Below are 19,049 nucleotides of genomic sequence, written 5' to 3'. Positions count from 1 at the left end.
CTCAGCGCAGACAGGACGAACCGTGTCTACCACCGCTCTGACCCGATCCCTCGTGACGTCGCTGATCGAAGACGCCGTCACGGCTCCCTCGATGCACAACGCACAGCCGTGGAAGTTCGTCTGCAAGACGGGCACCGGCGTCATCGAGCTGCACGGCGATCCGTTGCGCGCCATGCCGGTGGAGGACCCGGACCACCGTGCCCTCCACCTAGGGTGCGGCGCCGCCCTGTTCGGTCTGCGGGTCGCCGCCGCGCACAGAGGCCCGCATGCCGCGGTCCGGCTGCTGCCCCGCCCCGAGGACCGCTGGCACTTCGCCGACGTGGAACTCCATGGTGCGGACGACGTCGACCGCGGTCTCGTCGCGCTCCACGCCGCCCTGTCGCGGCGCCACACCAGTCGGTTCCCCTTCACCGAGGAGCGAATCCCCTCCGAGGTGATCGACGGTCTGCGGGCCTCGGCCCTCCTGGAGGGCTGCCAGTTGGTCGTGCCGGGCGACTGGCACACCGACGCCGTCCTTGAGATCGTCCACGACTCCGAAAGGTTCGAGGCCGCTGACGCGGCGGTTCGCGCGGAGATCGCCGCATGGACGCGCACGAGTGCGTCCGGCGAGGACTCCGAGACCGAGGGCATCCCTTCGTACGCCTTCGGCCCTCGGCAGTACGACGTCACCTCTCCGGTCCGGGACTTCGACTCACCCCGGCACGTCCCGGACCGCGCTTCGGCGCGCTTCGAGAAGCGGCCGCAGATCGCCCTCCTCGGCACGGTCGAGGACAATCCGCGGCAGTGGCTGATGGCAGGCCAGGCGCTGCACCGGGTTCTGCTCCGCGCCACCCTTGACGGTCTGTCCACCTCCCTCATGTCACAACCCCTGGAGTGGTCCGAACTCCGCTCCGTCATACGCGATCCGGCTTCGACAGCGGCCTTCGTCCACATGGTGCTCCGCTTGGGCTACGGTCCCCAGGGGCGGGCCACGCCGCGTCGGCCCGTCGCCGAGGTGCTCACCTTCGACTGAACCGCCCCCTCACAGACGGAACCAGCACTCCTGTCCGGGTGCGACGGTCACCCGCCGGTCGCCGGGGAGTGTGACGGAGAGCGGGCCTTCGGGCGAGGCGGGAACCCGGATGGCCAACCGTCCGGGGAGGACCCGCAGGCGCACCCCTCGATGAGGGCCGACGCACAGGGTGAAGGTGAACCGCGGAATCTCCGCCATTGGCACCGGAGCGACTCGGAGCCCTTCCGGTCCCGTTTCCAGGCCGGTGATCCCGCGTTCCACAAGGTCGATCGTGCCCGCCATCGCACCGAGGTGGATGCCCTCCCCCGTGGTTCCGCCCTGGACGTCGGCCACGTCGGCGAGCAGGGCCTCCTCGCAGTACCGCCAGGCGTCGGGGCCCTTCTGCCGGGCCAGGACCCAGCCGTGGACGAGGCTGCTGAGCGTCGAGCCGTGGCTGGTGCGCCGCAGGTAGTACGAGACGGTGGCGCGCCACACCTCGTCGTCCAGCGCGTAGCCGAGCCGGCCGAACAGGCCGTACAGCTCGTCGGGCCGGAAGAGGTAGCCGAGCATGAGGGTGTCGGCCTGCTTCGAGGCCTGGTAGCGGTTGACCGTGTCGTCCTCGGCCTCCAGGATCCGGTCGAGTCTGCGGATGTCGCCGTAACGGGCTCGGTACGCCTCCCAGTCGAGTTCCGCCAGCTCTCCGTACCCGTCGAACTGGCTGACCACGCCCCTGTGGAACGGCACGTACAGGCGGCGCGAGACGTCCTCCCAGCGAGTGAGCTCGGCGTCGTCCAAGGACAGTTGCTCCGCCAGTTCCGAACGGCGAGCCTCGGGCAGTTCGCCGAGCAGGTCGAGGCCGCGGGCGAGCACCCAGGCGGCGGTCGTGTTGGTGTAGGCGTTGTCGTCGATCCCGGGCGTCGCGGCATCGGGATAGGCGTCGTGGTACTCGTCCGGTCCCACGACCCCACGGATGCGGTAGCGGCCGAGCGCCGGGTCGAACGTGGCGGCCCCGGCCCAGAAACGGGCCACCTCGAGGAGCATCTCCGCGCCGGCGGAATGGAGGAATCCTCGGTCGCCGGTGGCCTGCGCGTACTTCCAGATGTTGAAGGCGACAGCGGAGCCCACGTGACGCTGAAGCCGGGAACGGTCCGCCAGCCATCGTCCTGAGCGCGGATTGAGGTGCACGACCTGGGTCTCCTCGCGGCCCGAACTCGCGCTCTGCCAGGGATACATGGCCCCTGACTGGCCGGCGCGGCGGGCGGCCTCACGGGCGGCCGGCAGCCGCCTGTGCCGGTACATGAGCAGGGCACGGGCCACCTCGGGGAAATGAAGGTCGAGATAGGGCAGGACGAAGAGCTCGTCCCAGAAGACGTGTCCTCGATAGGCCTCACCGTGCAGTCCGCGCGCGGGCACGCCCACGTCGAGTTCCGCCGTGTGCGGGGACAGCGTCTGCAGCACGTGGACCATGTGCAGCCGCAGGATGCGGCCGGCCTCACCGGGCACATGCAGCTCGCCCGCCTCCCAGACTCGCTTCCAGGCCGCCTTGTGTGCGGCGAGCAGCCGGGGGAAGGCCGGAGTGCGAGCGATCACGTCAGTGGCCGCCGTGAGCGGGTCGGCGGCGGGCCAGTCCATCGATGTGTGCAGCGCCAGGGTCTTCACGACCATCGCCGAGCGGCGGGGAACGACTGGCAGGCGGTACGTCTGTTCGGTGCCGGTCGAGGTGGCGACCTCCCGCGCTGACCGCGCGGGGCGAGTGACCGTGCGCACGGCCATGGCGATCCGGATGCCTGGGGCGACCGTACGGCAAGAGATCCAGGCCACGCCGTCGGCCTCGAATCCGGTCCGGTGGTCGGTGAGATGGCGCCCGTCCAGGTGCCGATAGCGCTCGATTCCGGCGTTGGTGACGGCCCCGTCGAGAGCCGACTGCACCTCGACGGAACCGCTCCAGCCGTAGGCGCGGAAGAGGGTGCACTGGGCCGCCAGTCCGGGATCCCCCATGTGAACGAGGCGGATGTGGCTGACGCGCAGGCCCCGCCCGTGACCGTCCTCGAAGAACAGACGTCGCGTGAGAACCCCCGCACGCAGGTCGAGCTGCACGTCGTAGTGGCGCAGTTCGCCGGCGTCGGGGGTGAGCCAGTCGCCCGGCGGACCGTCGTCCGGCAGGCAGCGATAGCGCAGCAGCGTCCAGTTCGGAAGGTTGACGAGATCCTCGTTCTCGACCTGCTGCCCTGCGACCGCCGAGGTGAGCCGGTCGTAACAGCCGGCCATATAGGTGCCCGGGTAGTGCGCGCCCCCGGCAGTGCACTCGGGAGCAGAGCCCCGAGTGGCGAACCGGCCGTTACCCAGGGTGCAGAGCGCTTCGACCAGCGGCTCGCGTTCCGGGTCGTACCGGTCGTAGTGCCACGTCCAGCCGGTGGTCATCCGCGCTCACCCCACACGCTCCGGACCAGCGTGGTCAGATCGGGAACCACCAGGTCGGCACCCTGATCCCGCAGGAGGGCTGCTGCGCGCCCCAGCGGTGTGCGGTCGACACCGACGACAAGACCGAAGCCGCCGCTTCGCGCGGCCTCGACTCCGGCGAGGGCGTCCTCGGCGACCGCGGTCTCCTGGGGGCGGCTGCCCAGCAGGGCGGCCGCCCGCAGGAAGAGCGCGGGGTCCGGCTTGCCGGCGAGACCGAGCCTGGCGGCGTCCTCGCCGTCCACGATCACTGTGAGGAGACCGGCGAGCCCGGCGGCACGGATCAGTGCCCGGGCGTGCCGGGAGGCGGAGACGGCTGCGCACGGCACGCCCGCCGTGCGCAGAGCCCTGAGGGCGGGCCCTGCGTCGGCGAAGGCCGTGACCCCTTTCGTACGCAGCAGATCGACGAACGCCCGTTCCTTGTGTGCCGCGACGGCCCAGACCGTGCCGTGGCCGGGGGCGTCGTGGGAATCTCCCGGTGGGAGGTGAAGGCCGCGGGCGGTGAGGAAGGCCGCGGCGCCGTCGTACCGGGACCTACCGTCGACCAGTCGGCGGTATTCGGCGTCCGCGTCGAAGGGAGGCTGTGTTCCGTCGTCGGGCGCCAGGCGGTCGAGGCAGGCGTCGAAGGCGATCTTCCACGCCGCCGCGTGCACGACGGCGGAGTCGAGCAGTACACCGTCGGTGTCGAGGACGACGCTCTCCGGGGGCCGAGAGTCCGGGCCTCGGCCGTTCATCAAGCCGCCGATGTGTCGGGGAGGCTCACGACCGTGTGCTGCGGGCCGCCCAGCGCGACCTTGATGGCGCCGGTCTCGGCCGCGCGGCCGAAGACGTCGTACGCCTCCTCCATCTCCCCCAGCTCGAACCGGTGGGTGAGCAGTGCTGCCGACGGCAGCCGCCCTGCGGCCATCATGCGCAGCAGCATGGGTGTGGACGAGGTGTCCACGAGGCCCGTCGTGATCGTGACGTCCTTGATCCACAGGTCTTCGAGATGAAGGGTCGCGGGCTTGCCGTGGACTCCGATGTTGGCCACCCTGCCGCCTGGTCGGACCATGCGTGTGCACATCTCGAACGCCTCCGGGACACCGACGGCCTCCATGACGACGTCGGCGCCGAGGCCGTCGGTCAGATCCGCGACGAGCTGCTCGGGGCCTTCCCCGGCGTTCACGGTGGCGTCCGCGCCGAGGGCGCGGGCGGCGCTCAGCCGGGACTCGGCAAGGTCGACGGCGACGATGCGGCCGGGACTGTAGAGGCCCGCCGTGATGACGGCGGCGAGGCCGATGGGGCCGGCGCCGACCACGACCACCGTGTCGGCGGGGTGCACCGCGCCGTTCAGGACCCCGACCTCGTACGCGGTGGGGAAGATGTCGGCGAGCAGGACGGCGTCGAAGTCATCGATCGCCTCCGGCAGCGGGTGGACCGACAGGTCGGCGAAGGGCACCCGGACGTACTCGGCCTGGGTGCCGTCGACGGTGTGGCCGAGGATCCAGCCGCCTCCGCCCCGGCACTGTCCGTAACGGCTCTCACGGCAGAAGCGGCACCTTCCGCAGGCCGTGACGCAGGAGACCAGGACGCGGTCGCCCGGTCGTACCGTGCGGACGTCGCCTCCGGTCTCCACCACCGTGCCGACCGCCTCGTGTCCGAGGACCCGTCCGGGCGTCACCTCCGGGACGTCCCCCTTCAGGATGTGCAGGTCCGTGCCGCAGATGGTGACGGCGTCGACCCGGACGATCGCGTCCGCGGGATCCTCGACGACCGGGTCGGGTACGTCCTGCCAGGCGATACGCCCCGGCTCGTGGAAGACGAGTGCCTTCATGGCGCCCACCACCTTCCTGTTGCACGTCGCTGCGGTCCTCGTCTTGCACGTCGCTGTGGTCCTCGTCCACCAGGCTGCGTCCGGTACCCGGGCGACGCATGGGCCGGTCGGTCCCCCGATGTGCCCGTACGGACTCTCGGGGCGTGCCGGGTCAGGATGCGAGGGTGGAGACCGGTACACGTTCCGAAGGAGGGACGGCCATGTCCGAGGCAGCCCCGAATCCCGCTCCCACGCCCCCGCGGCCGGCCCTGCTGAGTTTCCTGGGTGGCGTGGGAACGGTCACCGGCAGCAAGTTCCTGGTCGAGAGCGACCATGCGCGGATCCTCCTCGACTGCGGTCTCTTCCAGGGTTTCGCGAAGCTGCGGCACCGCAACTGGGAGCGGTTCGCCCGCGACGCCGCGGACGTGGACGCCGTAGTCGTCACCCATGCCCACCTGGACCACTGCGGCTATCTTCCCCGCCTGGTGCGGCAGGGGTTCCGGGGTCCGATCCTGACCAGCGCCCACACCGCCCGGCTCGCCGGGATCGTGCTGCGCGACAGCGCGCGGCTCCAGATGGAGGCCGCCCGGCACGCCGACGCACACGGCTGGTCCAAGCACCGTCCGGCCAAGCCGCTCTACGACGACTCGGACGTCGAGAAGACCCTGGCGTTCTTCGACCCCGTGGCCGTCGGCGAGGACGTGGAGATCATGGCCGGCACCCGGCTCACACTCCACCACGGCGGACACATCCTCGGCTCGGCATGGGCCCACCTCACGCTGGAGGACGGCCACACCCTGGCCACCTCCGGTGACCTGGGCCGCCCAGGTCACCCGCTGCTGCTGCCGCCGGAGCCGTTCACGGGTGCAGACGTGCTCCTCATGGAGTCCACCTACGGCGACCGGCACCATGACCAGGAGTCCGCCCGGTCGGAGTTCGCCTCCGTCATCACCCGCACCCTCGCGCGGAACGGCACCGTCGTCATCCCGGCCTTCGCGATCGACCGGACCGAGATCGTCCTGCACGAACTGGGCCGCCTGCGCGACACGGGCGTCCTGCCCCGCTCGGTACCCGTGTACGTGGACAGCCCCATGGCCCTCGCGGCGCTGGACGTCTACCAGGACGCCGTACGCGAGCGCTCCGCCGAGCTGCGGCCCGAGATCCTCGCACAGGGAGAGGGCGCGCTGAGCCCGGAACCGTTCCTCGCGGCGCGCACCGTGCAGGAGTCCATCGACATCAACAGCACGACCGGGCCCTCCGTGATCGTCTCCTCGGCCGGCATGGCCACCGGCGGCCGGGTCCTGCACCACCTCCGCCGGCTGCTGCCCGACCCGCGCAACGCCGTGGTCGTGGTCGGCTTCGCCGCCGCCGGCACCCGGGCCCGGGACCTCGTGGACGGGGTCCGGACGCTCAAGATGTTCGGCGAGTACGTGCCCGTACGAGCCGAGGTCGCCGACGTGCCCCACTTCTCGGCCCACGCCGACGCGGGACAGACCGTGGACTGGCTGCGCGGCGCACCTCCCCCGCACACCACCTACCTCGTCCACGGCGAGCCGACCGCCTCCGAGGCGCTCCGCGATCGCATCGACCGCGAACTCGGCTGGACAGCCGTCGTACCCCGCTCCGGGGAGGCCGTCCTGGTCCGCTGACCGGGGCCCGACGGTCCAGGCTGTGACCTGCCCGGCCCCGGCGCCCGCCCGCCGATCCCTCAGGGAAGGAAAGAGCGATGACACCTCAGCCGTTCACCGTCGCCGACGTGATGACCAAGAAGGTCGTCGCCGTCCAGCCCGGCGCGGACTTCAAGGAGATCGTCACCGCCATGGAGCGGTGGAAGGTGACGGCCGTACCAGTCGTCGAGGGCGAGGGCCGCGTCGTCGGGGTGGTGTCCGAGGCCGATCTGCTCCTCAAGGAGGAGTTCCACGACCACCGCCTCGGTCTCGTCGAACAGATGCGACGGCCCGACGCCACCGCCAAGGCCGGTTCTCGCCGGGCCGAGGACCTGATGACCTCGCCCCCGGTCACCGTCGCTCCCGAGGCCTCCCTGCCCCGGGCCGCCCGCCTCATGGCCTCCCATCGCGTGAAGCGGCTGCCGGTCGTCGACGCGAGCGGCGTCATCCAGGGCATCGTGAGCCGGTCCGACCTGCTCAAAGTCTTCCTCCGCGCCGACGAGGATCTCGCCGCCGCAGTGCGCCGCGACGTCGTCGAGCACCTCTTCCCGCTCTCCCGGCGTGGGGTCGAGGTCCGCGTCGACGCCGGAGTCGTGACGCTGTCCGGCAAGGTCCGCGACAGCGCGCTCATCCCGCTCGCAGCCCGCCTGGCCCGCGCCGTCGAGGGCGTGGTGGACGTACGGTGCGAGCTCACCGCCGAAGGCCGGACATAGCCATGTCCGGCCGTTCCGGTGCAGGTCACGGGTCCGCCGTACATGTTCGAAGCATGTCCCCGGTGACCAGCACCGACCTGTACGAGGTCACGATGGCGCTCTCGTACCTGCGGGAGGACATGCGGGCCCCGGCCACCTTCAGCCTCTTCGTACGCGACCTCCCCCCGGGGCGCGGATTTCTCGTCGCGGCGGGGCTCGAACCGGCCCTCGACTACCTTTCCCACTTCCTCGTGGGCCGCTCCGACGTCCGGGAGTTCGCCGAGGCGCTGCGCCGGCCGGCCGAAGACCTGGAACCGCTGCACGGCCTGTCGTTCGACGGCCAGGTCCGCGCCGTGCCCGAAGGACGACTCGTCCTCGCAGGCGAGCCGCTCTTGGAAGTCACTGCACCCCTGCCGCAGGCCCAGCTGGTGGAGACCTACCTGCTGTCCCTCGTCTGCCACCAGACGACGGTCGCCTCCAAGGCGGCGCGGTGTGTGCTCGCCGCCGCCGGGCGGCCCCTGGTGGACTTCTCCCTGCGCCGGAACCACGGACCTGCGGCCGGCATGCAGGCGGCCCGGCTCTGCGCCCTGGTTGGGTTCGCGGGCACCAGCAATGTCGCCGCCGCGACCCGGTACGGCATTCCCGCCTCCGGCACCATGGCCCACTCCTACATCGAGGCCTTCGCCTCGGAGGAGGACGCCTTCCGCGCCTTCGCCCGCACCCATCCGGGTCCCGTGACCTTCCTGGTCGACACGTATGACACCGATCGCGGGGTCGCGACGGCCGCGCGCGTCCTCGGCGACTTGGGGCTCGGCCCGGGGTGCGGGATCCGGCTCGACAGCGGCGACCTCGGCACGCTCGCCCGACGCGCCCGTACCGCACTCGACACGGCGGGGCTGAGAGACGTGCAGATCATCGCGAGCGGCGGCCTCGACGAGTACGCCGTCGCCACGCTCGTACGGGACAGGGCGCCCATCGACGTCTTCGCCGTGGGGACGAAGGTCGGCACGGCCGCCGACGCACCGTATCTGGATGCTGCGTACAAGCTGGTCGAGTACGACGGCCACCCCGTCATGAAGCTCTCGTCGGCGAAGGCGACGGCTCCGGCCCCGAAGCAGGTGTTCCGCGGCCCCGGCCTCCGCGACGTCATCGGCCTGGCGAACGAGGAGCCGCCCGAGGGCACGGAGCCACTGCTGCGCACCGTGATGCGCGGTGGGCTCCGCACGGAGCCCCCCGGCACCCTGGCCGCCGCCCGCGCCCGGTTCCATTCGGACCTCGCCGCACTGCCGGAGACCGCGGGCCGCATCGAGGACCCCGTGCCACCGGTACCGGTCGCGTCGACCCGGCTGTCGGCTCTGACGACCGTCGTACGACACCGGATCGAGGAGCGGACGCGAGCCGGGCGATAACACCCGGGCAGGCAGCGGAGGCTGCGCCCGAAGGGGCGGGCGGGCGCCGCCAGGGGGCTGAGATCGAAGCCGACGGGCGGGACGCCGTCACTGCTGGTGGGAAAGCTGCCGAGATGACCTGGCTTACGACGCCCGCGGGCGCTGTCCTGGTGCTGTTCATCCTCCGGGACGTGTTCCACACCCTTTGGCACCCGACCCGTCACGGAGGTCTGAGCAGGCTCGTGATGGTGTCGCTGTGGTGGCTGTCCCCGCGCCTCGGCAAGCGCCGGCGGTCGGCGGGGCTCTCGGGCCCGCTCGGCATGGTGACGGTCGTCGCCGCGTGGGCACTGACCGTGGCCGTGGGATGGGCGCTCATCTACTGGCCCCACATGCCGGAGGACTTCTCGTATGCGACGGGGCTCGACCCGTCCGAACACGCGCGCCCGCTCGACGCCCTCTACATCTCGCTGGTCACCCTGGCCACACTCGGCCTCGGCGACATCGCGCCGGCCTCCGGATGGCTGCGCGTACTCGCCCCCATGGAGGCCCTCGTGGGCTTCGTCCTGCTGTCGGCGACCGTCGCCTGGATCCTCGGCATCTACCCCGCGCTGGCCCGGCGCCGAGCGCTGGCCTTGCGGCTGTCGCACGTGCGCCGCAGCCGGGCCACCGCCCAGGCCTTCGACTCCGACGGCGGCGCCGCCCTCCTGGACGGAATCGCCTCGGCCCTCTCCACCATCACGGTCGACTTCCTGCAGTACGCCGAGTCGTACTACTTCCACGACGGGGACGAGAACACGTCCCTGCCCGGGCAGCTCCGCTACGCCCTCGGCGTCACGGACCAGGCCGACGGGGCGCACCACCCGGACGTCAGGCTCTCCGCGTCGGTACTGCGCAGGGCACTGGAAGACCTGGCCGTCGTGCTCGACGAGCGCTTCCTGCACACGGGCGAGGGGCCCGAGCGGGTCTTCGCGGCCTACGCCGACGACCACGGGCAACCCCGGGGACCGGACGGCCCTCCCCAAGACGGCGGCAGCGGGCGATCCTGAACGTGGGGGCCGCCGGTCGAACGCGCGAGAAGGTGACGAGCGATGAGGCACCGCGGCGTCGCGGATCTGATGACGCCCACGGCGGTCAGCGTCGGTCAGGGCACGACGTTCAAGGAGATCGCACGGCGCCTGGACGAGTTCGACATCACCCGCGGTGCGCGTGGTGGACGAGTCGAACCGCCCGCTGTGGGCGTGGTCTCGGAGGCGGACCTGGTACGCCGCCGTGCCTCCGCCGCCGCAGCCTCGTGCCGGTGCTCCTCAGGCTCTGCAACAGCGTTGACGGTGTCGTGGGGATCGTCGACCGGCTCAGGTGCGAAGACGACGACCTGTCGAGGAAGTGACGATCATGGACACCCCTGGCGCGCTGCACCGTCCCGTGGCGGTATCCGCCGAACTCGACAGCCGGCTGTCCCGCTGGCTGTGGCTGGTCAAGTGGATCCTGGTGATCCCGCACTGCATCGTGCTGTTCTTCCTCTGGATCGCCTTCTTCGTGGTGACGGTGATCGCGTTCTTCGCCATCCTCTTCACCGAGCGCTTCCCACGGGGCCTGTTCGACTTCAACCTCGGCGTGCTCCGCTGGTCCTGGCGCGTCTCGTACTACTCGTACGGGGCTCTCGGCACCGACCGCTACCCGCCCTTCAGCCTGGGCCCCGAGCCTGACTACCCGGCCCGGCTCGACATCGTCTACCCGGAGCGGCTCTCGCGCTCGATGGTCCTGGTCAAGTGGTGGCTGCTCGCCATCCCCCAGTACCTCGTGATCGCCTTCTTCACCAGCGGCGTGCACGCGGGATGGTGGAGCAGCGGCCTGATCACCCTGCTGGCGCTCATCGCGGGCTTCGCCGTGGCCTTCACCGACCGGTATCCGCGTGACCTGTTCGCCCTGATCGTCGGACTGAACCGCTGGGTCCTGCGCGTCGTCGCCTACGCGAGCCTCATGACGGACGCCTACCCGCCCTTCCGACTCGACCAGGGCGGTCACGATCCGGGGAGGGCCGACGTCCGCTGACGGCGCCGCCTGGCACGCCGCAGCTCGTCGGTGCCCCACACCACCACCGGGAACGTCGCGACGAGCAGGACGACATCCGGAGGAAGGGCGGCCGTGCCGAAGAGATGCTGGAGCGGGGGCGCGTAGACGAGAGCGGCAGTGAACGCGAGCTCGAAGGCGATACCGGCGAGCAGCAGCGGGTTGGTGAACACTCCGATGTCCCGCAGCGCCGCGTGGTCGGTGCGGGCCGCGAACGCCGTGCCGACCTGGCAGGTGACGATGCCGGCGAAGGTGGCCGTGGTGGCCGTCACGTAGGCGTGGTGCATGGGGCTGCCGGTACCCGTGGGGTCACCCGGCTGCCAGCCCGCGCGCCACAGCACGTAGAAGTAGCCCGCCATGACGAGGACCGACGACGTGAGACCCAGGTATCCCCAGCTCCGTATGAGCATGTCGCGGGAGATCACGCCTTGGTGCCGCGGCCGCGGAGGCCGCTGCATGATGCCGGGCTCGGAGCGTTCCCGACCGAGGGCGAGGGCCGGCAGGGTCTCGGTGCCGAGGTCGATGGCGAGGATCTGCAGCACGGTCAGGGGGAGCGGTATCGCGCCGGCGGAGAGCGCGAAGACGAGGAAGGGCACGATCTCCGGGGTCGCGTGGGCGAAGATGTAGACGATGAACTTGCGTACGTTGTCGTAGACCCGGCGCCCTGCTTCGACCGCGGTCACGATGGTGGCGAAGTCGTCGTCGGTGAGCACCATGGTGGCGGCCTCGCGGGCCACGTCGGTGCCGGAGCGTCCCATGGCCACCCCGATGTGGGCGCGGTGCAGCGCGGGGGCGTCGTTGACGCCGTCACCCGTCATGGCGACGATCCGGCCGTGCTCCCGCAAGGTGTCGGCCACCTTGAGCTTCGTCTCGGGCGAGGAGCGGGCGAAGACGATCTCGTCGTCGCCTTCCACGAGAAGGCGGTCCAGTTCGTCGTCGCCCAGCGACTCCGACGCCGCGACCACGTGCAGACGAGGTACTCCGATGCCGACCTCCCGGGCGACGGCCGCGGCGGTGGCGCCGTTGTCGCCCGTGACGACGTGTACCCGGATCCCGGCCTCGTGGCAGCGGCGGACGGCCTCCGCCACCTCGGGGCGCGGCGGGTCGTACAGCCCGACGAGCCCGAGCAGGGCCAACCCCGACTCCGCGTCCTGACGGCGTGACGGCGGCTCCGCGCCACTCGGCACGTCGCGTTCGGCGACGGCCAGGACCCGCATGCCTTGCCGGGCCAGCTCCTCAGCCGCCGCGCGGGCCGGGTCCGCCCCCGTTCCCGGCAGGAGGCGGTCCAGCACCGCCTCGGGCGCACCCTTGACCAAGACCCGCATGGGGCCCCGCGTCTCCCCGCCCTGCGTCTCGCCTCCCTGCACGACCGACATCAGGCGCAGCCGCGGATCGAAGCGGAACAGCGCCCGCCGCCCCGCGTCGCGCCGACCGAGGTCCAGCGGAGCCCCGTGGTCGGCGGCCCCGGCGACGAGGGCGGCCTCGGTGGGGTCGCCGTGCAGTTCGCCGTCGGCTTCTCGCGTGACCGTGGTGCACAGGGCTCCTGCCCTCGCCAGTTCCTCCGCCCAGGGACCCGGCTCCGACCCGTGGTCGACCGTCCACAGCGCCCTGAGACGCATGCTGTTGCGGGTGAGTGTGCCGGTCTTGTCCGTGCAGATGACACTCGTGGAGCCGAGGGTCTCCACGGCGCTGAGCCGTTTGACCAGGGCACCCCGGCGGGCGAGGGCTCGGACGCCGACGGCCAGGGCCAGCGTGATGGTCGGAAGGAGTCCCTCCGGGACGTTGGCGACGAGCAGTCCGATGGCGAACGTCAAGGAGTCTGTGACCGGAAGCCCGACCGCCACCCCGAGGACGAGAAACACGACGCCCATGCCGGTCGCAACGCTGGCGATGAGCCACGCGACCCGCTTGACCTGCCGTTCCAGAGGGCTCGCCTCACGCCGCGTCCGCTGGCTGAGCGCGGCGATCCGACCGAGTTCGGTCTGGTTTCCGGTGGCGAACACGATGGCACGCGCCTGCCCCTCGACACAGGTCGTCCCGCTGAAGACGAGGTTCGGCTCCTCGAGCAGCGGGGCGCCGAGGATCCCGGCCGAGGCGATCCGTTCCACCGGCACGGACTCGCCCGTGAGCATCGACAGGTCGACCTCGACCCCACCCTCGGTGACGTGCGCGTCGGCGGGGACCTTGTCGCCCTCCTCCAGGAGGATCAGATCGCCCGGTACGAGGTCACGGGCCTCCACCACGTGAGGCTGCCCGTCGCGTACGGCGAGGGCGTGCTCGGGCAGATAGCGAGCCAGTGTCTCCACCGCCCGCTCCGCCTGACGTTCCTGGAGCAGGGCGAAAGCCGCGTTGACGGCGACGACCGCGAGGATCGCCCAACCGAGGACCGCCAGGTCCGCGACGAAGGCGAGGGCGGCGGCAGCCCACAGCAACAGGGCCAGGGGGTGGACCACCTGTCCGACCAGCTCGCGCACGAAGGAGGAGCGCACCCTTCGCCGCACCTCGTTCGGCCCATGGACGGCGAGGCGCCGGGCGGCCTCGCGGGCCGAGAGACCGTCCGGGCCCGTGGCGAGCTCACGACGCAGCCGGGGCAGCGGTTCACTGGGGTCAAAGGGCGGCGCCTCGGTGGAGGAAGCGGTTCGCTCCGGGGTGGGACGGCTGCCGACACGGTCAGTCATCGTCGTCTCCTGCACCGCTGCCACGGTGGAGTCGGCCGGACCATACGGGTTCCACCTGCTCCCACTCGCGTTCCCAGGCCGCGAGCCGGTGACCTTCGTTCCGCCGTCGTACGAGGAGGACCACGGCGGCGCCCGTCACCCCCGTGACGCCTGCCGCCGCCACTCCGCCCGACATCGAGGTCAGGGCGCGGTCGGCAGCACTGCCGGGCGGCCGGGCGGGGGACCCTGCGTCGTCCACCCAGATCGTCACGGCGCGTCCCTCCGGCGTCCGGGGCGGGACGTGAATGTTCCCGGACCGGCGGACGTGCTCGGGCTGTTCCCACACCGCCGGTGCGACGGCCTGCGGCTTCGTGCCGTACCGGGTGGCGGCGGGTGAGTCCTTCGCCGGCCCGGTGGTGGTCGCGGTCACCTGACGCCGGTGCGCGGCGAGTTCACGGTCGGTCTCGGATCCCGCCGACCAGAGGCTCCCGGCGGCCACAGCACCGCAGATCACAGCGACCAGCAGTACGAAGACCAGGGCGGCGCTCCGTGCGGGTCTCCTGGGCGGGGTGGTCCCGCTCCCCGACTCCTGGTGGAGCATGCCGCACCTCCCGTGGGGGTGGCCTCGCCGACCTGTCAGAGGCCGCTTTCAGTGGGTGCGTCGAGTTCCGTTCCGAGTTCCGTTCCGAGTTCCGTTCCGATGTGGTGGGCCCAGGCCCGGATCCGTTCCGGATTGCGGAAGTCGCCGCCCTTGCCCCGGGCCACCATGTGCCGGGCGACCGGGTCCGACGTCTCGGCGGTCACGGCGCCACCGAAGGTCATGTGCTCGCGAGCGCCGAGCTTCTTCATCCGCCGGGCGACTCCGCGTACAGGCGGGATGTCGCGCTGTTCCGCGGAACTGTCGATGGGACCGCTGCTGAACAGCCAGAGAGGCCGGTGCCTGAGCTGTTCGGCGTTGCGCCGGGCGCACCGTCGTGCCTTGCCGGTCCAGTGCCCTGCGTAGAGGGCTCCGCCGAGGACGACTCCGTCGTAGCCGCTGACGTCGGTGACGGTGTCGGCCGGCAGGACGACGGCGTCGAAGCCGTCGTCCCGGAGCGTCTGGCCGATCTCTTCGGCGATACCGGCGGTCGCGCCGGCCTTGCTGCCGTAGGCGACCAGGACACGTTTGGCATTCATGATTCCGCTCCCTCGCCCGGCTTGGCGGTCCGCTTCACCGGAACGGTCCGAACCGATGTGGTCTCCTCCTCGTCGGGCATCGGGATGCGGATGGTGAGGATGCCGTCCGTGTACGACGCCTCGACCTCGTCGGCGGGTATCGGGGCCGGGAGGCGCACGGTCCTGCGGAACGATCCGTAACGGAACTCCGAGTGCTCCTTGTCCTCCGTGCTCTCGCTGTGCTCCGCGCTCACCGTGATGAGGTTGTCGTCGACGGTGATGCCGATGTCGTCGTCCGGGCCGATGCCCGGCAGCTCGGCTCGCAGTACGTACACGCCGTCGCCGCTGGTCATCTCGATAGGGATGGAGTGGGCGGCCGTCGCGGGGCGCCACCCGGGCAGACCGGGGAACTCCCGGTTGAACCAGTCGTTGAAGTCGGGGATGAGGCTGTGCCTGCGTTCCACCTTGCCTCCGGCCATGGTGCTGCTCCTCGTGTACGGGGCCCAGGACGGTCGCCGTGGACCCGAGTCGGTGCGGAATGGAGGTGGATCGGGTTGTGGAGTCCGGTCCGACTCCGTCATCCACTCTTCCACCCACGAGGTCGCGTGGCGCAGTGTCCAAGGGGGCTGCCTGATGGGGCCGGACGGGCCGCACCAGGAGGGACCGACCGGCCCATGACGCCACGGCTCGGCTACTGTCAGCGGCAGATCTCCTCGACGAAGTGGCCCACCCGTTCCTCCGGCAGATGTCGCGCCAGGTCCGCCTCGCTGATCATGCCGACCAGGCGGTGATCGTCGATCACGGGCACGCGGCGGACTCGGTGGTCCTGCATCGTGCGGAGCACCTCTTCGCTGTCGGCGCCCACGTCCACGGTGACCGGCTTTCCCTGAGCGAGATGCCCGGCCGTCATCCGGTGGGGGTCCTTGCCCTTGGCGAGGCACTTCACCACGATGTCCCGGTCGGTGATGATGCCGTGCAGCCGGTCGTCCGGGCCGCAGATGGGCAGGGCGCCGACATTCAGCTCGCTCATGCGACGTGCGGCGTCCATCAGGCTCTCGGTCTCCTGCACGCAGTTGGCACCGGCGTGCATGATTTCCCTTGCGGTCGTCATGGCCGCGTCCTCCTTTGCGGTCCCCCTGCTGGCGATCCTGCCGATCGGCCGTTGGTGCCGATCAGCCGTTGGTTCAGAGGAAGAACGTCGACACCCTGATGGTGTGCGCGGGGCGCAACGGGCGCCCGTTCGCCCTCTCGGCGGGCGGCTGATGGCTCCGGGGCCGACCTGGCCGTGCGTCTCCCGTGTCGCCTCGTCGACCACGCCGGGCCGGCGGCTCGGCGTCCCGGGCGACTCGGTGCGGTGTCTTCCTGGCATGGTCACTCCTCCTTTCGTCCGGTGCCGCTCGCCAGCGTCGTCTCCGCGTGGGCCACATGCTGTTTGACCGCCGCGAAGCTGTCCGGTGCCACGGATATGGAGTCGAGGCCCGCGTCGACCAGGATCGCGGTGAACCCCGGATCGTCGCTGGGCCGCTGCCCGCACAGTCCGACAGGGCGGCCTGCCGCGTGGGCGCGGGCGGCGAGGGTCTGGATGCTGCGGACGACGGCGGGGTCCCGCTCGTCGAACACATGGGCGAGGGCCTCGGAGTCGCGGTCGACGCCGAGGGTGAGCTGGGTGAGGTCGTTGCTGCCGATGGAGAAGCCGTCGAAGCGTTCCGCGAACTCCTGGGCCAGGATGATGTTGGCCGGAATCTCCGCCATGACGTAGACCTGCAGCCCGTTCTCGCCACGTACCAGTCCCTCCTCCGCCATCACAGCCAATACGCGGTCGGCCTCGCCGAGAGTGCGACAGAAGGGGATCATGACGATCACGTTCGTCAGTCCCATGGTGTCGCGAACCCGGCGCAGCGCACGGCATTCGAGAGCGAAGCCCTCGCGGTAACCGTCGCTGTAGTACCGGCTCGCACCTCGCCAGCCGATCATGGGGTTCGCCTCGTCCGGTTCGAAGGGCCGGCCCCCGAGGAGCTTGGCGTACTCGTTGGTCTTGAAGTCGCTGGTGCGTACGACGACGGGCGCCGGCCAGCGGGAGGCGGCGATCCGGGCGATGCCGTGGGCCAGCCGGTCGACGAAGTAGTCGCCTCGGTCGAGGTAGCCCTCGGTGAGCCGATCGATGACATGCCGGTCGTGGGCGTCGAGCCGCTCCGGGTGGAGCAGGGCCATGGGATGGACCTTCACCTGGTGGGCGACGATGAACTCCAGGCGGGCCAGTCCAACGCCGTCTGCAGGCAGCCGCCACCAGCGGAACGCGGCCGAGGGGTCGGCGAGGTTCAGCATCACCCGGGTCCGGGTGGCCGGGAGATCCGCGAGGTCCGTCAGGACCTCCTCGTAGGGAAGCATCCCGTCGTAGACGCGTCCGCTCGTTCCCTCGGCGCAGGAAACGGTCACGGGACGGCCGTCACGCAGGATCCGGGTGCCGTTGCCGGTGCCGACGACGGCGGGGACGCCGAGCTCGCGGCTGACGATGGCGGCGTGCGAGGTGCGGCCGCCGTGGTCGGTGACGATGGCTGCGGCGCGCTTCATGACGGGTTCCCAGTCCGGGTCGGTGACACCTGTGACGAGAACGCCGCCCTGCGGGAAGCGGTCGAGGTCGACGGGGGCGTCGAGCGCGACCACGCGGCCCTGGCCGATCGCCTCGCCGACGGCGATGCCTTCCACGAGCGGCTCTCCAGGGGTGACCGTCAGCCGGCAGCGACTCAGGGTCGAGGTGTGTCTGCGTGATTGCACCGTCTCCGGGCGCGCCTGGACGATCCAGAGTTCTCCCGTGAGGCCGTCCTTGGCCCACTCGAGATCCATCGGGCAGCCGTAGTGCTCCTCGACGGCCGCAGCCCACCCGGCGAGCGTGCCGATCTCCGCGTCGTCGAGGACCCGCTGGTTCCGCTCGCTGTCGGGGGTGTCGATCGTGCGGGTCAGCCCGGTGTCCGCGTACACGGTCTTCAGCCGCTTGCTGCCGATCCGCACGTCGATGACGGGGTCGAGCGCCGGGTCCTTCATGCTCGGTTTGAACATCGTGTACTCGTCGGGGTCGACCTGGCCGCTGACGACGGTCTCGCCCAGCCCCCAGGCGGCGCTCACCACGAGGACTTCGGGGAAGCCGCTCTCCGGGTCGAGGGTGAACGCGACCCCGGCGCCTGCGAGATCGGAGCGGACCATGACCTGGACGCCGATGGAGAGGGCGACGGCCAGGTGGTCGTAGCCCATCCGTTCGCGGTAGTCGATCGCCCGGTCGGTGAACAGGGAGGCGTAGCAGCGCGTGCACGCCTCCAGGAGTGCTTCGGCGCCGCTGACGTTGAGGTACGTCTCCTGCTGCCCGGCGAAACTCGCTTCGGGCAGGTCCTCCGCGGTCGCGCTGCTGCGCACGGCCACCTCGGGCGCCTGCCGGCCGATCTCCTCGGCCAGCCGCTCGTACGCCACGAGCACGGCATCCCGCAGGGGGGCGGGCAACGGCTCCGCGAGGAAGAGGGAACGGATGGCCGCCCCGACCTCGTCGAGCTGGGCTCCCTCATGCAGTCTGTCGATCTGTGCCTTCACGCGGCGGCGGAGGTCTCGGGAGGCGAGCAGTTCCTCGTACGCTTCGGCGGTGGTGGCGAATCCCGGAGGGACACGAATGCCCACACCACCGAGCCGGTTGGTCATCTCGCCCAGCGAGGCGTTCTTGCCACCCACTCGGCTGACGTCATGCCGCCCCAGTTCCGTGAACGGCATGACGTGTCGTATCGGTCCCATGGTCTCCTCCACGGCTCTCGGGCCTCCTCAGTACGGCAGGGGCCGGCCGGACGGCGTGCGCAGGTCGAGGGGCGCGGGCCCGCGGGGACGGCGGGGAGGGGGGCTGATCCGGATGCGCTGCATGATGCTCACCTCTCCGCAGAACCGGCCGACGGACCGGGGGCGTCCTCTCGCCCCGCCCTCCCGCGTGGAGGTCGTCGCGCCCCAGTGCCGAGCGGGGCAGCGGGCACGGGCCGGTCTGCCGCTCGCCCTGCGGGAGGGGGACGGTGATCACGGGACACAGGGCACGGTGCAGCAGGCCGTGGACCGTCGAACCCAACCGCATGCCGGAGTAGCCGCCACGGCCTCTGCGACCGACCACAAGAGAGGGATTCCTGGGACGTCAGGGCAAGTTGTTCGACCGGAT

At 71.1% G+C, this 19,049-nt stretch carries 16 protein-coding genes and 1 pseudogene; 7 read left to right on the top strand and 10 right to left on the bottom strand.

The features are described from left to right. The first annotated feature begins 22 nt into the window (after positions 1 to 22). Positions 23 to 1,012, top strand: coding sequence for an Acg family FMN-binding oxidoreductase (locus tag OG309_RS37335; RefSeq protein ID WP_329427919.1), 990 nt, complete (start codon positions 23 to 25; stop codon positions 1,010 to 1,012). A 9-nt stretch (positions 1,013 to 1,021) separates the two neighbouring features. Here OG309_RS37335 and OG309_RS37330 read toward each other — a convergent pair whose 3' ends face one another. The 3 genes from OG309_RS37330 to OG309_RS37320 are packed head-to-tail and all read right to left on the bottom strand — an operon-like array spanning position 1,022 to position 5,261. Then, positions 1,022 to 3,412, bottom strand: a complete 2,391-nt coding sequence (locus tag OG309_RS37330) for a glycoside hydrolase family 65 protein (RefSeq protein ID WP_329427918.1) — start codon at positions 3,410 to 3,412, stop codon at positions 1,022 to 1,024. Continuing rightward, the gene (locus tag OG309_RS37325; protein ID WP_329427916.1) at positions 3,409 to 4,182 is read right to left on the bottom strand and encodes an HAD family hydrolase; all 774 of its coding nucleotides are present in this window, start codon (positions 4,180 to 4,182) and stop codon (positions 3,409 to 3,411) included. Before OG309_RS37325 ends, OG309_RS37330 begins: the two co-directional genes overlap by 4 nt. After that, positions 4,182 to 5,261 (bottom strand): zinc-dependent alcohol dehydrogenase family protein, encoded by a 1,080-nt coding sequence (locus OG309_RS37320; RefSeq protein WP_329427915.1) that lies wholly within the window; start codon positions 5,259 to 5,261, stop codon positions 4,182 to 4,184. The genes OG309_RS37325 and OG309_RS37320 overlap by 1 nt, the downstream gene beginning before the upstream one ends. A gap of 200 nt (positions 5,262 to 5,461) precedes the next feature. Here OG309_RS37320 and OG309_RS37315 point away from each other — a divergent pair, with 200 nt between their 5' ends. The 6 genes and pseudogenes from OG309_RS37315 (at position 5,462) to OG309_RS37290 (ending at position 11,039) form a co-directional block, all read left to right on the top strand. Beyond that, entirely contained in the window at positions 5,462 to 6,889 is a 1,428-nt protein-coding gene (locus tag OG309_RS37315) for an MBL fold metallo-hydrolase (protein WP_329427913.1), read from the top strand. A gap of 77 nt (positions 6,890 to 6,966) precedes the next feature. After that, positions 6,967 to 7,620, top strand: a complete 654-nt coding sequence (locus OG309_RS37310; protein ID WP_329427911.1) for a CBS domain-containing protein — start codon at positions 6,967 to 6,969, stop codon at positions 7,618 to 7,620. A 53-nt stretch (positions 7,621 to 7,673) separates the two neighbouring features. Beyond that, complete coding sequence (locus OG309_RS37305) at positions 7,674 to 9,008, top strand: nicotinate phosphoribosyltransferase (protein ID WP_329427909.1); 1,335 nt, start codon at positions 7,674 to 7,676, stop codon at positions 9,006 to 9,008. Positions 9,009 to 9,121: 113 nt separating this feature from the next. Beyond that, positions 9,122 to 10,033, top strand: coding sequence for a potassium channel family protein (locus tag OG309_RS37300; protein WP_329427906.1), 912 nt, complete (start codon positions 9,122 to 9,124; stop codon positions 10,031 to 10,033). A 42-nt stretch (positions 10,034 to 10,075) separates the two neighbouring features. Continuing rightward, positions 10,076 to 10,273, top strand: a pseudogene (locus OG309_RS37295) (CBS domain-containing protein); the annotation flags it as partial. 106 nt (positions 10,274 to 10,379) lie between these two features. Further along, positions 10,380 to 11,039 carry a DUF4389 domain-containing protein gene (locus OG309_RS37290; protein ID WP_329427904.1) on the top strand — a complete coding sequence of 220 codons (660 nt, stop codon included), beginning with the start codon at positions 10,380 to 10,382 and terminating at the stop codon, positions 11,037 to 11,039. Here the strand turns inward: OG309_RS37290 and OG309_RS37285 are convergent. The 7 genes from OG309_RS37285 to OG309_RS37255 all read right to left on the bottom strand — a co-directional run bounded on the left by OG309_RS37285 (position 11,009) and on the right by OG309_RS37255 (position 18,968). Continuing rightward, entirely contained in the window at positions 11,009 to 13,735 is a 2,727-nt protein-coding gene (locus OG309_RS37285; RefSeq protein WP_329427903.1) for a cation-translocating P-type ATPase, read from the bottom strand. The two genes, OG309_RS37290 and OG309_RS37285, sit on opposite strands and share 31 nt — an antisense overlap. Then, complete coding sequence (locus tag OG309_RS37280; protein WP_329427901.1) at positions 13,728 to 14,315, bottom strand: Rv1733c family protein; 588 nt, start codon at positions 14,313 to 14,315, stop codon at positions 13,728 to 13,730. Before OG309_RS37280 ends, OG309_RS37285 begins: the two co-directional genes overlap by 8 nt. Positions 14,316 to 14,350: 35 nt before the next feature. Further along, the gene (locus OG309_RS37275) at positions 14,351 to 14,890 is read right to left on the bottom strand and encodes a flavodoxin domain-containing protein (protein WP_329427900.1); all 540 of its coding nucleotides are present in this window, start codon (positions 14,888 to 14,890) and stop codon (positions 14,351 to 14,353) included. Beyond that, positions 14,887 to 15,348, bottom strand: coding sequence for an Hsp20/alpha crystallin family protein (locus OG309_RS37270; protein ID WP_329427898.1), 462 nt, complete (start codon positions 15,346 to 15,348; stop codon positions 14,887 to 14,889). Before OG309_RS37270 ends, OG309_RS37275 begins: the two co-directional genes overlap by 4 nt. A 218-nt stretch (positions 15,349 to 15,566) precedes the next feature. After that, entirely contained in the window at positions 15,567 to 15,980 is a 414-nt protein-coding gene (locus tag OG309_RS37265) for a CBS domain-containing protein (RefSeq protein ID WP_329427897.1), read from the bottom strand. Between the two features lie 260 nt (positions 15,981 to 16,240). Further along, positions 16,241 to 18,643 (bottom strand): phosphoenolpyruvate synthase, encoded by a 2,403-nt coding sequence (gene ppsA / locus OG309_RS37260; protein WP_329427896.1) that lies wholly within the window; start codon positions 18,641 to 18,643, stop codon positions 16,241 to 16,243. Then, a complete protein-coding gene (locus OG309_RS37255; RefSeq protein ID WP_329428743.1) occupies positions 18,594 to 18,968 on the bottom strand; it encodes a hypothetical protein in 375 nt (124 codons plus the stop codon). The genes ppsA and OG309_RS37255 overlap by 50 nt, the downstream gene beginning before the upstream one ends. Between the last annotated feature and the right edge of the window lie 81 nt (positions 18,969 to 19,049).

The organism is Streptomyces sp. NBC_01268 (assembly GCF_036240795.1).
Lineage (GTDB): Bacteria > Actinomycetota > Actinomycetes > Streptomycetales > Streptomycetaceae > Streptomyces.
Note: the sequence above shows the minus strand (reverse complement) of the source record. Positions and strands in the feature narration are given on the sequence as shown.